This is a genomic window from Pseudomonas sp. NY8896 (genome assembly GCF_039634505.1).
On sequence record NZ_CP132350.1, the window covers coordinates 3,794,836 to 3,807,951 of the forward strand.

At 63.1% G+C, this 13,116-nt stretch carries 13 protein-coding genes; 5 read left to right on the top strand and 8 right to left on the bottom strand.

Going from position 1 to position 13,116, the window contains the following annotated elements; translation table 11 throughout:
• Window positions 1-4: 4 nt before the first annotated feature.
• The 3 genes from Q9451_RS16965 to ligD are packed head-to-tail and all read right to left on the bottom strand — an operon-like array spanning window position 5 to window position 4,339.
• Window positions 5-757: a PIG-L family deacetylase gene (locus Q9451_RS16965; RefSeq protein ID WP_012272276.1), complete on the bottom strand. Its 753-nt coding sequence runs from the start codon at window positions 755-757 to the stop codon at window positions 5-7.
• A complete protein-coding gene (locus tag Q9451_RS16970) occupies window positions 754-1,797 on the bottom strand; it encodes an acyl-CoA dehydrogenase (RefSeq protein WP_012272275.1) in 1,044 nt (347 codons plus the stop codon). The genes Q9451_RS16965 and Q9451_RS16970 overlap by 4 nt, the downstream gene beginning before the upstream one ends.
• A 40-nt stretch (window positions 1,798-1,837) precedes the next feature.
• Window positions 1,838-4,339, bottom strand: coding sequence for a DNA ligase D (gene ligD / locus Q9451_RS16975; RefSeq protein WP_012272274.1), 2,502 nt, complete (start codon window positions 4,337-4,339; stop codon window positions 1,838-1,840).
• A gap of 127 nt (window positions 4,340-4,466) precedes the next feature.
• Between ligD and Q9451_RS16980 the strand changes: the two genes are divergently transcribed.
• Window positions 4,467-4,931 (top strand): hypothetical protein, encoded by a 465-nt coding sequence (locus Q9451_RS16980; protein WP_012272273.1) that lies wholly within the window; start codon window positions 4,467-4,469, stop codon window positions 4,929-4,931.
• Window positions 4,932-4,976: 45 nt separating this feature from the next.
• On the opposite strand, the gene Q9451_RS16985 is transcribed toward Q9451_RS16980, so the two are convergent.
• The 3 genes from Q9451_RS16985 to Q9451_RS16995 are packed head-to-tail and all read right to left on the bottom strand — an operon-like array spanning window position 4,977 to window position 7,902.
• Window positions 4,977-5,930 (bottom strand): lysylphosphatidylglycerol synthase domain-containing protein, encoded by a 954-nt coding sequence (locus Q9451_RS16985; protein WP_012272272.1) that lies wholly within the window; start codon window positions 5,928-5,930, stop codon window positions 4,977-4,979.
• On the bottom strand, window positions 5,930-7,132 hold the full coding sequence (gene clsB, locus Q9451_RS16990; RefSeq protein WP_012272271.1) for a cardiolipin synthase ClsB: 1,203 nt from the start codon (window positions 7,130-7,132) through the stop codon (window positions 5,930-5,932). Before clsB ends, Q9451_RS16985 begins: the two co-directional genes overlap by 1 nt.
• Window positions 7,129-7,902, bottom strand: coding sequence for an endonuclease/exonuclease/phosphatase family protein (locus tag Q9451_RS16995; RefSeq protein ID WP_012272270.1), 774 nt, complete (start codon window positions 7,900-7,902; stop codon window positions 7,129-7,131). Before Q9451_RS16995 ends, clsB begins: the two co-directional genes overlap by 4 nt.
• Before the next feature lie 152 nt (window positions 7,903-8,054).
• On the opposite strand from Q9451_RS16995, the gene Q9451_RS17000 reads away from it, so the two are divergent.
• The 4 genes from Q9451_RS17000 (at window position 8,055) to Q9451_RS17015 (ending at window position 9,709) form a co-directional block, all read left to right on the top strand.
• On the top strand, window positions 8,055-8,429 hold the full coding sequence (locus tag Q9451_RS17000) for a low affinity iron permease family protein (protein ID WP_012272269.1): 375 nt from the start codon (window positions 8,055-8,057) through the stop codon (window positions 8,427-8,429).
• Window positions 8,430-8,451: 22 nt separating this feature from the next.
• Window positions 8,452-9,003, top strand: a complete 552-nt coding sequence (locus tag Q9451_RS17005; RefSeq protein WP_012272268.1) for an ATP-dependent Clp protease proteolytic subunit — start codon at window positions 8,452-8,454, stop codon at window positions 9,001-9,003.
• Between the two features lie 120 nt (window positions 9,004-9,123).
• Window positions 9,124-9,333 carry a general stress protein gene (locus tag Q9451_RS17010; protein ID WP_012272267.1) on the top strand — a complete coding sequence of 70 codons (210 nt, stop codon included), beginning with the start codon at window positions 9,124-9,126 and terminating at the stop codon, window positions 9,331-9,333.
• Between the two features lie 106 nt (window positions 9,334-9,439).
• Complete coding sequence (locus Q9451_RS17015) at window positions 9,440-9,709, top strand: DUF6555 family protein (RefSeq protein ID WP_012272266.1); 270 nt, start codon at window positions 9,440-9,442, stop codon at window positions 9,707-9,709.
• 48 nt (window positions 9,710-9,757) lie between these two features.
• On the opposite strand, the gene paaZ is transcribed toward Q9451_RS17015, so the two are convergent.
• Window positions 9,758-11,812 carry a phenylacetic acid degradation bifunctional protein PaaZ gene (paaZ, locus tag Q9451_RS17020; protein ID WP_012272265.1) on the bottom strand — a complete coding sequence of 685 codons (2,055 nt, stop codon included), beginning with the start codon at window positions 11,810-11,812 and terminating at the stop codon, window positions 9,758-9,760.
• Between the two features lie 38 nt (window positions 11,813-11,850).
• Entirely contained in the window at window positions 11,851-13,083 is a 1,233-nt protein-coding gene (locus Q9451_RS17025; RefSeq protein WP_012272264.1) for an OprD family porin, read from the bottom strand.
• Window positions 13,084-13,116: the final 33 nt, after the last annotated feature.

The following is a 13,116-nucleotide window of genomic DNA, read 5'->3' on the forward strand; positions in this document are numbered from 1 at the left end:
TCCACTACAGAAAGACCAGTTCGAAAGGTTGCAGCAGACAATCCAGCAGATTGGACGGCAGCACTGGCTGTTCGTCGTCCCGTCCCAGCTGGCTGACGTGAGCGGCCAACGCCTTGCGCTTGCGTGCCAAGCGGCTTTCATCGAGTTGCAGACGGTGGGCACGGGGCCACGGCAGACGTGGATCGTCAGGCTCTGCCCAATGCCATGCCCAAACCGGTACCTCGGCCAATTGCACCTGGCGGGCCGCCGCCGCATGCGCGGCAGCGCGGCCGACGGCCTCGTGATCGCAATGCCCGTCATTACGCCAGGTAGCCATCAACAGGTCATCGGGCCGCAGCAACTGGGTGAGGTGGCTAACCAAAAACGCTTCTTCACGCGGCAGCTGGCCGTCCTTGAGATGCAGCCTGCGCCAGTCCATCTGGTTTGGCTCCAGGCCCAGCTGCTTCAGGGCCTGGCGGCTCTCCAGAGGGCGCTGGCGACGCAAGCGGTGCTCGCTCCAGTGGCTGGAACCTGGGTGACTGCCCTCACCATCGGTGGCGGAAATCAGCACCAGTTCTTCTTCGCGACCGGTGAACCCCGCCAGCAGGCCGCCGGCCATGAGTATTTCGTCGTCCGGGTGGGGTGCAATCAATACCAGGCGGCGCCCTGGCGGGCAAAGCTGGCGCGGATCGAGCCAGGTAGCACGGGCCAGATGCGCGGCCTGTTGCCAGGATGCCCAAGGCGTGCCACTGCTCGACTGAATCAGATTCTCGTTCATAGCTGCCAGGCTCCGGCCGGCCCCTGGGCCAACTGCTGGCCCAACACCGCCAGGTCACGCTCGGCATGACTTTGGCGAATGAACACCGGCAGATCGGCGCTCAGCCGAGCAAAGTGGCTGCTGCGGCAGAAGGGTGTGGCGCCCAGCGCTCGCCCGACATGGCTGATCACCTGTTCCACCGCCTGTTCTACCTGGGCACGGGTACGGCGCACTTCGAAACTGGCATCTGCTGCAGGCTGCAGGTCGATCCAGGCGGCGCACTCGCGCAGCGCTGCGCGGGCACCGTACAACGCAGCGTCAACGGCCCCCAGATGGGCATCGGCATGCGGGTCGGGGCGGGGCCTGCGGCAGTGTTCGCGCAGGTAGTCCGCCAGCGCTTCAGCCGCGCCGAACCAGCAGGCGGCGATGCCTGCACCGCCGTGCCAGAAGCCTGGGCGTGCAAGGTATTGGCCGGCCTTGCCGATGAGCGTACCAGGAGTGTCGTTGAACGACAGTTCGACGCTGGCAGTCGTGCCCATGCCTACAGCCTGCCAATGCTCGATGTTCAAACCCTGGCTCGGTTGCGACAATTCGATGGCCACCAGTTGCGGTTGCTCCGCCTCATCCCAGGCGGTGATCAACGCCCGGTCGATCTGCAAGGCGCCTGAACACCAGGCCTTGCGGCCGTTCAATAGCACCTGTTTACCTTCGCGAGCCGTGATCCGCGTACGGGCATCAGGCGGTTCGGCGGCCCACACGCCCCAGATGCCGTCGCGCGCCTGGTACGCGGCACCACACTCGGCCAGAATTGCCAGGGCATCTGTGTGGCCTTCATAGAGTTTGGCCAGAGCCAGGTCGCAACCCGCCACGCGGGCCAAGGTCTGCCAGCGACGCAGGGTGTTGCCTTGCCCCGGCAAGGGCAGCAGGTCCAGGTGGTCAGCTTGCAGCGCCTGAATCAGCTGCGGCAGCTGGGTGTCGAGGTTAAGCGCTTGCTGGCGTTCGCCAAAGGCGCGCAACAGGCGGTCAAGGGTGGTCAGGTTGAAGTCTTGAACGATGCTCATGGGCGTGTCTCCCGGGTCATGTCCATTCGCTGTTGCGCCATCACGAGAGCCCCAGTTGCTTGCGCATGCGGGCAGTGATGGACTGACGCACCTTGCCCAGGTCGGCCCATGGGTCTTCGACTGCTGCGAGACGCTCGCGCACGTTGGCGATGTTCCACGTGTTGGCGGCCTTGAGCTGCACCAGCTCCTCGCGCCATATGGGCACCGAAACAGGCAGCCCCTCTCGGGCTCGCAGGGAGTAAGCGCACGCGGTGGTGGCGCCTTTGCTGTTGCGCAGGTAATCGATGAAGATGCGCCCAACACGGTTTTTCGGCCCAGACACCGCGCTGAGACGGTCCGGGAACAACGTGGCCAGATAGTTGACGATGGCGTGGCTGAAGCCTTTGACTTCGTCCCAGCCGGCGCGCCGGGTCAACGGCACTACAACATGAATGCCTTTGCCTCCACTGGTTTTCAGGAACACCTTCAGGCCTAGCTCGTCAAGCAGGGTAAGGGTGAGCTGAGTCGCCTCCAGCATGGCCTTCCAGGGCAACGCGGGGTCAGGGTCCAGGTCGAGCACGAAGCGGTCGGGTTTGTCGAAGTCCTTGTCCGTGGCGTTCCAGGTGTGCAGTTCAAGCATGTTCATCTGCACCGCGCCTAGCAGCGTGTCTGGGCGATTGATAACCATCGCCGCCTGGCCGGCCTCGGCCTTTTCGTAGCTAAGCACGTTGGGTATGTGCAGCTGGCCCGCGTTCTTTTGGAAGAACAGCTCGCCGGCCAGGCCGTCCGGTGCGCGAACCAGCGCCACCGGGCGGTGCTTGAGCTGTGGCAGGATCCATTGGCTGATGTCGGCATAGTATTCGGCGACTTCGCGCTTGGTCGCACCCAGGGTGGCGTCGATCACCCTGTCAGGATGTGTCAGGTGCAGTTCATCCGGGGTTTCAGACGTCTTGGCCTGCTTGCTGCGCTTAGGCACGGTCTTGGCGGGCATGGCGCGCTCCAGGTCGATAGCTGTTGCCGCCTTGTCGTCGCGCAGGCCGTGGAAAACCGAGTGGCGTACGATGCCATCACGGGTCATCTGGGCATAGGCGACTTCAGCGAGCAGTTTCGGTTGCAGCCAATGCACACCACGGGCTTCGGCACCGGTGGGCGGCCTGGCCACGGCTGGCTTGGCAGTTTCCAGAGACGTCAACCGGGCAAGCAGGGTGGCCAGGGTGGTATCACTGAAGCCGGTACCTACCTTTCCGGCATAGCGCAGCTCACCACTGTCGTTGTCGTGCAGAGCCAGCAGCAAGGCCCCGAAGCCGCTGCGGCTGCCTTTGGGGTCGGTGTAGCCGACGATCACGAATTCCTGGCGTTGCTTGCACTTGAGCTTGACCCAGTCCGAGCTGCGGCGGCCACTGTACGGGCTGTCGACGCGTTTGCCGATCAGCCCTTCGAGCTGCAGACGGCAGGCGCTGTCGAGCAGGGATTCGACAGGCTGGTCAAAGTCGGCAGAAAACTTGAGTACGTCCGACTCATCGTGCCCAAGCAGTTGGCGCAAGGTGTCGCGGCGGCCCTGCAGCGGTACCTGACGCAGGTCCCGACCACCAAGAAACGGCAGGTCGAACAGGTAATAGGCAATGCCTTCGTCATGCTCGGTATCGAAGGCGTTCTGCAAGGCTTGGAAGTCTGCTGCGCCATTTTCGTCAACCACCACCATTTCGCCGTCGAGCCAGGCCGAACCGACACCCAGCGCGCGCAAGGCAGCGACCTGCCGGGGCATTTTGCTGCTCCAGTCGTGGCCATTGCGGGTGAACAGGCGGATATCTTCGCCGTCGATGCGGGCCATGATGCGGTAGCCGTCGAACTTGACTTCATAGCGCCAGTCGCCGCTAGGCGGGGAATCCACCAACGTTGCAAGCTGCGGCTGTAGCTGCGCTGGCAACGGCGCATGCTGGCCTTTTCCGGTGCGTTGACGGTTGGTGCGCGGTGTAGTGGCCTTTTTTGCAGCGGCCTTGCGTGGCAACAAGGTGCGGTCGCTGAGCACGCTGTCAGGCTGGGCCTCGACAATGCTGTAGTCAGCTTCGCTGCGCGCCTGGCCATCGTGGGACTTCACCAGCATCCATTGCTCCTTTTTGCCGGCCAGGTGGGTGCGAAACAGGTTCCACACACCACTGAGCTTTTCACCCTGCAGGCGAAAGCGCAGCTTGCCTTTGGCATAAGCCTCACGGGCATCGCCCTCGGGCTCCCATATGCCACGGTCCCAAACGATCACATCGCCTGCACCATAGTGGCCTTCGGGGATATGCCCCTCGAAGTCGGCGTAGTCCAGCGGATGGTCCTCCACATGCACGGCCAGTCGGCGCACCTTGGGGTCCAGCGACGGCCCCTTGGGGATCGCCCAGCTCTTCAGGGTGCCATCAAGCTCCAGGCGGAAGTCATAGTGCAGGTGGCTGGCGTCATGCTTCTGGATGCAGAACAGCAGGGCGTGGGCCTGTTTACCACGGCTGCGCCTGCCGTCTGGCTCGGGCGTGGCGCTGAAGTCACGCTTGCGCGCATATTCCTGCAGGGGCTTGGCCATGGAGGGCTCCGGGTGGTTCGCAGTCTCTAAGGTGGGAGGCGCTGCAGTGAGGGGTAGTTCAAAAAACTCTGAATCTTCAACAGGCAGACGCAGTCGACCGAATGAAGCCAACCGACGGAGAACCCACATGGCCAGAACAGATAAACCCAAGCCGTATACCCCTACAGAAATCGATGACACCGAAGACCGCATGGGCAGCGTCCACGAGTTGGACTTCGATGAGCGCCTGGATGAGCGACAAGGACGTGTGGGCGACGAACGACCGGCCGACGACGTCGCTCGGGAGTTTTCACCACGGCGTGTGGCCGAAAGCGGCATGACCGGCGGCGAGGCGCTGAGTGATAGCCTGCATGAAGACAACGTCACCTATGACGATTTGAGCCCGGACACTCTGCTGGACGAAACAGGTGCCCGCGACCCGTATGAGTCTGGCGACAGTGAGGGCCCGGCGGATCAGACCTTGCGGCAGGTGAACGCCGGTGAGATCGGGGGCGGCATAGGCTTGGACGAGGCCGAGCTGGCGCGGTCCGCGCCGCTGGACGGCATACCGTGGAGCGATGATGCGGTCATTGACGAGGACAGCAAGCCTTGAGCGAGCCGAGCCGCTGAGCGGCTGGACGTTGCCCTGAAGCCAGTGTCAGGTTTGGGCGGGTGTGTCGTCCTGGCGCATGGCTTTGGCGCGCTTTTCCAGGATCAGGTAGCAGATCACCGCCAGCAGCAGCGGGATCAAGTAGTACAGCGTGCGATAGCCCAGCAGGGCAGCCACCAGCGTGCCCTGGGCCATCTGCCCGTGTAGCAGAGCCAGAAACACTGCCTCCAGCACGCCCAGCCCGGCCGGTATATGCGCGACCACGCCAGCCACGCAGCTGATCAGCAGAATGCCGAGTATCGAGGGGTAAAACGCGTTGCCCGGCAAAAGCCAGAAGATCAGCAGCGCCATCAGTGCCCAGTTGCTGGCGCCCAGCGCCACCTGGCTCAACGCCAGGCGCAGCGACGGTAGCGTCACTTCGTGATCGCGCCAGCACCAAGTGCGCTTTTTGGCAAAACCACAGGCCAGCAGATAACCGCCGGCGATCGCCAGCAGCAGCAGGCCGATCAGGCGCAAGCTTGTAGCGCCCACCGCCCAGTTACTGGGCAGCTCGACCAGGTCCAGGGCAAATACTGTGCCGGCCAGTAGCATGTAGCCCATCCAGTTGGTCAGCAGGCCCAGGGTTAGAATGCGTGTGATCGTCGCCGTGTCCAGGCCAAGGCGCCCGTATAGCCGGTAACGCAAGGCGACGCCGCCCACCCAGGTGGTGAAATTGAGGTTGAAGGCGTAGCACACGAACGCGATGGGCACTACCTGCCGGGCAGGCAAGTGGTGGCCGGTGTAAGCCCGTGCCAGCAGGTCGTAGCTGGCGAACGTGAGGTAGCTGCACAGCGCAATCGCCAAGCCTATGACGAGGGCACCAGGTTTGTAGGCCAGCAAGGACTGGCGCACTTCGTTCCAGTCCAGGTTGCGCGCCAGCAGGTACAGCAACACAGGGATGAGGACCAGGAACGCCAGCGTGAACAAGCGTTTGCCCCAGCTTTGCCAGCCTTTGCGCGCCATCAGGTGCTGCCCTCGTGCAAGTCGCCTTGCGGCTCGGCTTCCGGCTGCACCGAGCGCAACCGCTGACGGTGCGCCGGGAACCAGCCGGCAATGCGCGGAAAATGGCGAATCACGTGGAAACATACGAAAATCAGCGGTGCCCGCCACCAGTAACCGCGAATCATGCGCTCCAGGGTGACTGGCTTGCAGTGTTCGTTGGCCAGGGCCTGCAGGTGCTGATTCAGTTGCTGGTTGAAGGCTCGGTCACGGATGAACAGATTGGCCTCCAGGTTGAATGACAGGCTCAGTGGGTCGAGGTTGCTGGAACCGACGGTGGCCCACTGGTCGTCCACCAGCGCCACCTTGCCATGCAGCGGCCGCTGGCAGTATTCGTTAATCACCACGCCGTCGCGCAGCAGGTAGTTGTACAGCAGGCGTGAGAGTGCGCGGACCCAGCGCATGTCGGGTTGGCCCTGCAAAATCAAACGTACTTCCACGCCACGCCGGGCTGCATTGCGCAGCTCACGCATCAGCCGGTAGCCTGGGAAGAAATACGCATTGGCGACCACGATGCGCTGCTTGGCCCCCCGAAAAGCCTGAAGGTAGTGGGCTTCGATATTGGTACTGCGCAGCCCGTTGTCGCGCTCGACCAGCACGGCGCTGCTGGCCCCGGCAGGCTCGGTAACCGGGCGAACCGCACTGGGTGGCTGCAGCACTGGCGACATCAGGCGCTTGCTGGCGGCATGTACCTGTGCAACCACCGGGCCGGTGACTTCCACGGCATAATCCTGCTTGGCCATGGCACCAAAGTCGCCCAGGTGGTCGGCGCTGTAGTTGATGCCTCCGATGAAGGCCCGCTCACCATCGACCACCACGATCTTGCGGTGCAGGCGCCGGAACAGGTTGGTACGCATGCCCACTAGCCGCGGCTGCGGGTCGAACGCGTGGAAGCTCACGCCCACATCGGTCATCGCCGAAATGAACGCGCCTGGCAGGTCGGCGGTGCCGTAGCCGTCTACCGCCACTTCCACACGCACGCCGCGCCGGGCCGCATCGATCAGCACCTGCTGCAGTTGCTGGCCAACCTTGTCGTCGAAGATGATGAACGTTTCCAGCAGGATTTCTTCTCGCGCCTGGGCCATGGCCTCGAACACGCGGGGGTAGTACTGCTCGCCATTGATCAGCAACTGCACGCTGTTGCCGTCTACCCAAGGTCGGTTCACAGGTTGATCTCCGCAGCCAGTGGGACGTGGTCGGAGAGGTGCGACCACGGGTATTTCGACAGCACCTGGGCAGCACCGGGCACGGCGTTGCGCAAGTAGATGCGGTCCAGGCGTAACAACGGCAGGCGCGCGGGGAAACTGCGCGCCGGCTTGCCGAAGGCCTCTATCAGGTGCTCGCAGAGCACGGCGTCGGCCTTAAGCCGCCAATCGTTGAAATCGCCGGCGACGATCACCGGCGCTTGGGGCGGCAGGCTGGCCAACAGGTCCAGCATCAGCGTGACCTGGCGCTGCCGGTGGGCCTCACGCAGGCCCAGGTGTACGCACACAGCATGCACCTGGTCATGGCCCGGCACTTCCAGCTGGCAATGCAGCAAGCCGCGCTGTTCGTTGCCCTGCACTGAAACATCCAGGTTGTTGAAGTGGCTGATGGGGAATTTCGACAGCAACGCGTTGCCATGGTCGCCATGCGGGTACACGGCATTGCGCCCATAGGCGAACTGCGGCCACATGCTGTCGGCGAGAAACTCGTATTGCGGCGTTTCTGGCCAGGCCGCATGGCGCTGGGCATGTTGCTGGTGGCTGCCGTGCACTTCCTGCAAGAACACCAGGTCAGCGCCGGTGGCGCGCACCGCCTCGCGCAACTCGGGCAGGATGAAGCGCCGGTTGAAGAAGGTGAAGCCCTTGTGCACGTTAAGCGTCAGCACATTGAGCCGGCGCACCGTGGTGACTGTGTCGATGCTACGGTTTGGGGCGGGCAGGGTCTTGTCCACAAGGCGCCTTCCATTCAGTTGCTCTGAATGTGCGACTGGTGGAGCCCCCGCTGGGTTCAGCGCACGTGACCAATGGGAAGTGCTGATGTCGGGTTGAACTTTAGAGCGGCTGACGTTTCCACCGGTTATCCGCTTCGTGGAAGGGTGCCAGCATGAAATTCGACCGCTTCGCCCACTGGCTGGCCAATTGGGCCGGACGTCCGCTGAGCTTTGGCATCGCCTGCCTGCTGATCTTGACCTGGGCAGTGACCGGGCCGCTGTTTCACTTCAATGACACCTGGCAACTGGTGATCAACACCTCGACCACCATCATCACCTTCCTGATGGTGTTCCTGATCCAGAACACCCAGAACCGCGACAACGACGAACTGCACATCAAGATCGACGAACTGCTGCGCACCACGCGCCGGGCACACAAGGCGCTGCTGGACCTGGAGGATATGGACCCCGCCGAGCTGCACGCCCTGCGCAAGCAGTACCGACAGATGGCCGGGCAGGGCAACGATGCGCAGAACACCAAGGAATGAGCTGCCAACCCTGGAGGCAAGCATGGCCAGACATATCATTCACTTCACCGGGCCGATCAATTCCTCGACCTGTGGCAACCTGATCAGTACCTGTTCGCGGGCGTTGCAGCAGGGGGCCGAGGTGTTGCAACTGAACATCGCCACCATGGGCGGTGAATGCAGCTATGGGTTCACTTTGTACAATTTTCTGCGGGCGTTGCCAGTGGAGGTGCATACCCACAACCTGGGCACCGTGGAATCCATGGGCAATATCCTGTTCCTGGCCGGAGAACGGCGCACAGCGTGCAGTTTCAGCAAGTTCCTGTTCCATCCGTTTCACTGGACTTTGCATGGTTCGGTGGACCATTCACGGATGGCCGAGTATGCGATGAGCCTGGATTACGATTTGCGGCTCTATGCGCAGATCGTCACCGAGCGGACCGAGGGGGCAGCCGAGGTGCTGGATGTGCCACGCTACCTGATGGCCTATCCGCGGATTCTAGGGCCACGCGAGGCAATGGAGAACGGGCTGATTGATGCCATTGACGAAATGCCGATCGGGGTGGAGGCCGTTCAGTGGAGTGTGCATGCCTGAGTTTCGTGCCATTGGTCAGCTGCCGGCAAAGCCATTGAGCAGACTCATCATTCAGAGGCTCGGAAGCTAGGCATGGCAAAGATTCATGCGACCAGCGACCCCATCGCAAGGAGAAACGACATGGCGCAAGACCAAGAGCGAACCCGCCAGCGCGGCGGCACCAAGGAAACCAACCCAGGCAACTTCGCCAATGACCGGGAACGGGCTTCGCGCGCTGGCCAAAAGGGCGGCAAGGCCTCTGGCGGTAACTTCGCCAACGATCGCCAACGGGCTTCGGAAGCAGGCCGCAAGGGTGGGCAGAACAGCCACGGCGGGAGCCGTAGCCAATGAGTGACAGCGCTCGCAGATGATGCCAATTGTTCGCCGAAATTTTGAATTTTCTGGCCATGGCCTGATCAATCAGGGTGTCATCCATGGAGAAGAGGAGGCCCCAGCGATGCCAGGCCCACAGCTGTACATCATCGATTACCAACTGCATGGCCAGCCGCGCAGTTTCATCATTCGTCTGGAGCGGCTGGACAATGCCGAAGCCTGGCATTGGGCAAGTTGCGATGCGGGCATCGGCATCATTCCCAAGTTTGGTCGCGAAAAGATCAAAAAGGTCAGCCGGCCCATGGCCGAACGCTATGGGATTACCGCCGTGAGCTGGCGGGTTTCGGGAAGCAAGCCAAACCAATCGGCGGGAGACCCGGCGGCGACAGGGTAATTGGCCTCTGCGCGACTGACTCGCGAAGAGGCCAATAGCTTCAACGGGTCATTGTGGCTTTTTCAGCACCAATGTCAGGATGTCATAGCTGGCCACCAGCTCACCCAGCTGGTTGGTCACCTCGACATCCCACGCCACCACACCCTGCGGCTGCCCCAGCGGGCTGGTCTTGCCTTGGTCGATCTTGCGCTTGCAGGTCAGACGCGCCTGGATGGTATCGCCAATGCCCACCGGGTTGATGAAGCGCAAGGTATCCAGCCCATAGTTGGCCAGCACTGGCCCGGCACCGGGCGACACGAACAGCCCGGCCGCCGCCGACAGCACGAAGTAGCCGTGGGCGATGCGTTTACCGAACTGCGATTCCTTCGCGGCGATTTCGTCGAAGTGCATGTAGAAATGGTCGCCCGACAGGCAGCCGAAATTGACCAGGTCAGCCTCCGTCACGGTGCGCCGATGGGTGAGCAGCGACTCGCCGATGCGCAGTTGCTCGAAGTAGCGGCGGAACGGGTGCACTTCGGTTTCGATCACCTCGCCACCACGCACGTATTCGCCGGTGACCGCCGTGAGCATGCTCGGCGAACCTTGTATGGCGGCGCGCTGCAGGTAGTGCTTGACGGCCCGCAGGCCACCCAGCTCTTCACCACCACCGGCCCGGCCCGGGCCGCCGTGCTTGAGTTGCGGCAGTGGCGAGCCGTGGCCGGTGGATTCCTTGGCGGCCTCGCTGTCGAGCACCAGCAGGCGGCCATGCCAGGCAGCCGCCGCCGGGATTGCCTTGGCAGCCACGCTGCGGTCAGCGGTAACCAGGGTCGCCACCAGGCTGCCTTTGCCACGCGCCGCCAGCGCCAAGGCCTCGTCGAGGTCGTCATAGGCCATTAGCGTGCTGACCGGGCCGAACGCTTCGATATCGTGGGCGCCACCTTCGGCATGCGGGTCGCGGGCTTGCAGCAGAGTCGGGGCGAAGAAGGCGCCCTCGGCCACGCCCTCGCCACGCGGGGCAAAGCCGTCGCTGGCGCCGAACAGCTGGTCACTGCTTTGCAGCAAGCTGCGCACGCGCTCGGCCACGTCATGCTGTTGATCGTGGGAAGCCAAGGCGCCCATGCGCACGCCTTCCACCGACGGGTCACCGACCACGACTTTGCTCAACCGCTCGCGCAGGCGCGTGGCGACCGCATCGATATGCTTGGCCGGCACGATGGCGCGGCGGATGGCGGTGCATTTCTGCCCGGCCTTGGTGGTCATTTCACGCACCACCTCCTTGATGTAAAGGTCGAACTCTTCGCTGTCCGGGGTTACGTCCGGGCCAAGAATGGCGCAGTTCAGCGAGTCGGCTTCAGCCGTGAACGGTACCGAATTGCGTACAAGGTTCGGCGTGACACGCAATTTGGCGGCCGTGTCGGCGGAACCGGTGAAGGTCACCACGTCCTGGCCTTGCAGGCGGTCGAGCAGGTCGCCGGTACTGCCGATCACCAGTTGCAGACTGCCTTCGGGCAGCAGGCCGGAGGCATTCATCAGGCGCACCACGGCTTCGGTCAGGTAACTGGTCGAGGTCGCTGGCTTGACGATACATGGCATGCCGGCCAGGAAGGTCGGGGCGAATTTTTCCAGCATGCCCCAGATGGGGAAGTTGAACGCGTTGATGTGCACCGCAACGCCTGCACGCGGCACCAGAATATGGCTGCCGGCAAAGTGGCCTTGCTTGCCCAACGGGATGGCTGGGCCTTCGTGCACCAGGTTGCCTGATGGAAGCTCGCGGCTGCCGATGCCGGCATAGGAAAACAGCGTGGCGTTGCCGCCTTCGATGTCGATCCAGCTGTCGGCACGGGTTGCACCGCTGTGGTGGGACAGCGCGTAGAGCTGCTCCTTGCGTTCGGCCAAATACAGGGCCAGGGCTTTGAGGCGTTGGGCGCGCTGCTGGAAGTCCATGCCCATCAGCGAAGCCAGGCCCCGCGCTCGCGCGTAATCCACAGCTTCGGCGAAGTCCGGGCGCTCTTCATGGCTGTAGGCCAGCACGTGGCCGTCAAGGGCGCTGCGCAGGGCCTGGGCGCCGTGCTGGCCGAGCCAACGGCCGGCGATGAAACTTTGCAGAGTAGGGGCGGCAGACATGCTGTTCTCCATGCTGTTCAAATGTGAGGGGGGCGCTGTTACCACAGCGCCAGGGTGTAACCGATGATCAGGCGGTTCTCGTCAACGGCGTTGGTCAGGCCATTGCCGGAGCGGAAGGTGACGTTGCGCCAGCGCAGGCTGACGTCTTTGAACGGGCCGCTCTGGATGACATAGGTGATGTCGGTATCGCGCTCGCGCTCGCGGCCATTGCTGACGGTGGCGGTTTGCGCATGGCGGCCGTCGGTGTAACGGGACATGAAGCTCAGGCCAGGGATACCCATGGCAACGAAATCGTAGTCGTAGCGCACTTGCCACGAGTCCAGCCCGGCCCGGGTGAAGGTGTTGTAGGTGACCAGGTTGACGGTGAACGGGTCGCCACCGTTGACGAACGGGAAGGCGCTGTCACCGGACATCTGCTGCCAGGTGGCGGTGAACTTGTGCGCCCGTACACCCAGGGTGAACATGGCGTTGAAGTTGCGGTTATCGATGTTGCCGGCACGCTCGGCGCCATCATTGCGGCTGTCGAAATAGCGCAGGTCGCTGCGCAGGCTCACCCCTTCACTCAATGGGCGGGTATCGATCAGGCCGACGAACTGCTGGCGATAGATGTCCTCAAGCTTGGCGTAGTAGTAGCTGACGCTGGTTTGCGGGGTGATGGCGTAGCTACCACCACCAAAGTCCAGGTGGTCGCTGGTCGCGGCGCCGTAGCCGATGTCATCGCGGCCCGAGGAATCGCGCAGGTTGGCCTTGGTCAGGCGGCCGCCATTGAAAGTAAGGCCTTCGAGGTCCTGGCTGGTCAGCAGGCCACCCTGGAAGGTGGATGCCAGCAGTCGGGTGTCGTTGTACACCACCACCGGCAGAATCGGCTGCAAGGTGCCCAGGCGCAGGGTGCTTTTGGACACCCGCACCTTGCCGGTCAGGCCCAACTCACTGTAGTCGTCGACGGGTTCATGGCTGTTCGGGCCGAAGGGCAACAGGCCGGTGTTGCGACGGTCCCGGCTGGAGTCGAGCTTGATGCCCAACTGGCCCATGGCGTCGACGCCAAAGCCGACGGGGCCTTCGGTGAAGCCCGACTCCAGCTTGGCGGTGAAGCCCTGGCCCCATTCCTCGGCCTTGGCCTGGGGCGCATTGCTTTGGCGGAAGTCGCGGTTGATGTAGTGGTTGCGCAGCTCCAGGCGTGCATGGCTGTCGCCGATGAAGTCCGCCAGCGCCGGCATTGGCAGGGCGAGGGTGGCCAGCCAGGCGGCTGACATGAAGTGCGTGCGGTTCATTGTTGTTGTTTTACCCGACATGGTTGTTCGTCC

What these genes read in the sequence shown, in the direction of transcription:
- ligD (WP_012272274.1), bottom strand. Translation starts at nt 4,339, where the DNA reads ATGGCCAAGCCCCTGCAGGAATATGCGCGCAAGCGTGACTTCAGCGCC.
- Q9451_RS16970 (WP_012272275.1), bottom strand. Translation starts at nt 1,797, where the DNA reads ATGAGCATCGTTCAAGACTTCAACCTGACCACCCTTGACCGCCTGTTG.
- Q9451_RS17010 (WP_012272267.1), top strand. Translation starts at nt 9,124, where the DNA reads ATGGCGCAAGACCAAGAGCGAACCCGCCAGCGCGGCGGCACCAAGGAA.
- paaZ (WP_012272265.1), bottom strand. Translation starts at nt 11,812, where the DNA reads ATGTCTGCCGCCCCTACTCTGCAAAGTTTCATCGCCGGCCGTTGGCTC.
- Q9451_RS16965 (WP_012272276.1), bottom strand. Translation starts at nt 757, where the DNA reads ATGAACGAGAATCTGATTCAGTCGAGCAGTGGCACGCCTTGGGCATCC.
- Q9451_RS17015 (WP_012272266.1), top strand. Translation starts at nt 9,440, where the DNA reads ATGCCAGGCCCACAGCTGTACATCATCGATTACCAACTGCATGGCCAG.
- Q9451_RS17005 (WP_012272268.1), top strand. Translation starts at nt 8,452, where the DNA reads ATGGCCAGACATATCATTCACTTCACCGGGCCGATCAATTCCTCGACC.
- Q9451_RS16985 (WP_012272272.1), bottom strand. Translation starts at nt 5,930, where the DNA reads ATGGCGCGCAAAGGCTGGCAAAGCTGGGGCAAACGCTTGTTCACGCTG.
- Q9451_RS17000 (WP_012272269.1), top strand. Translation starts at nt 8,055, where the DNA reads ATGAAATTCGACCGCTTCGCCCACTGGCTGGCCAATTGGGCCGGACGT.
- Q9451_RS16980 (WP_012272273.1), top strand. Translation starts at nt 4,467, where the DNA reads ATGGCCAGAACAGATAAACCCAAGCCGTATACCCCTACAGAAATCGAT.
- Q9451_RS17025 (WP_012272264.1), bottom strand. Translation starts at nt 13,083, where the DNA reads ATGAACCGCACGCACTTCATGTCAGCCGCCTGGCTGGCCACCCTCGCC.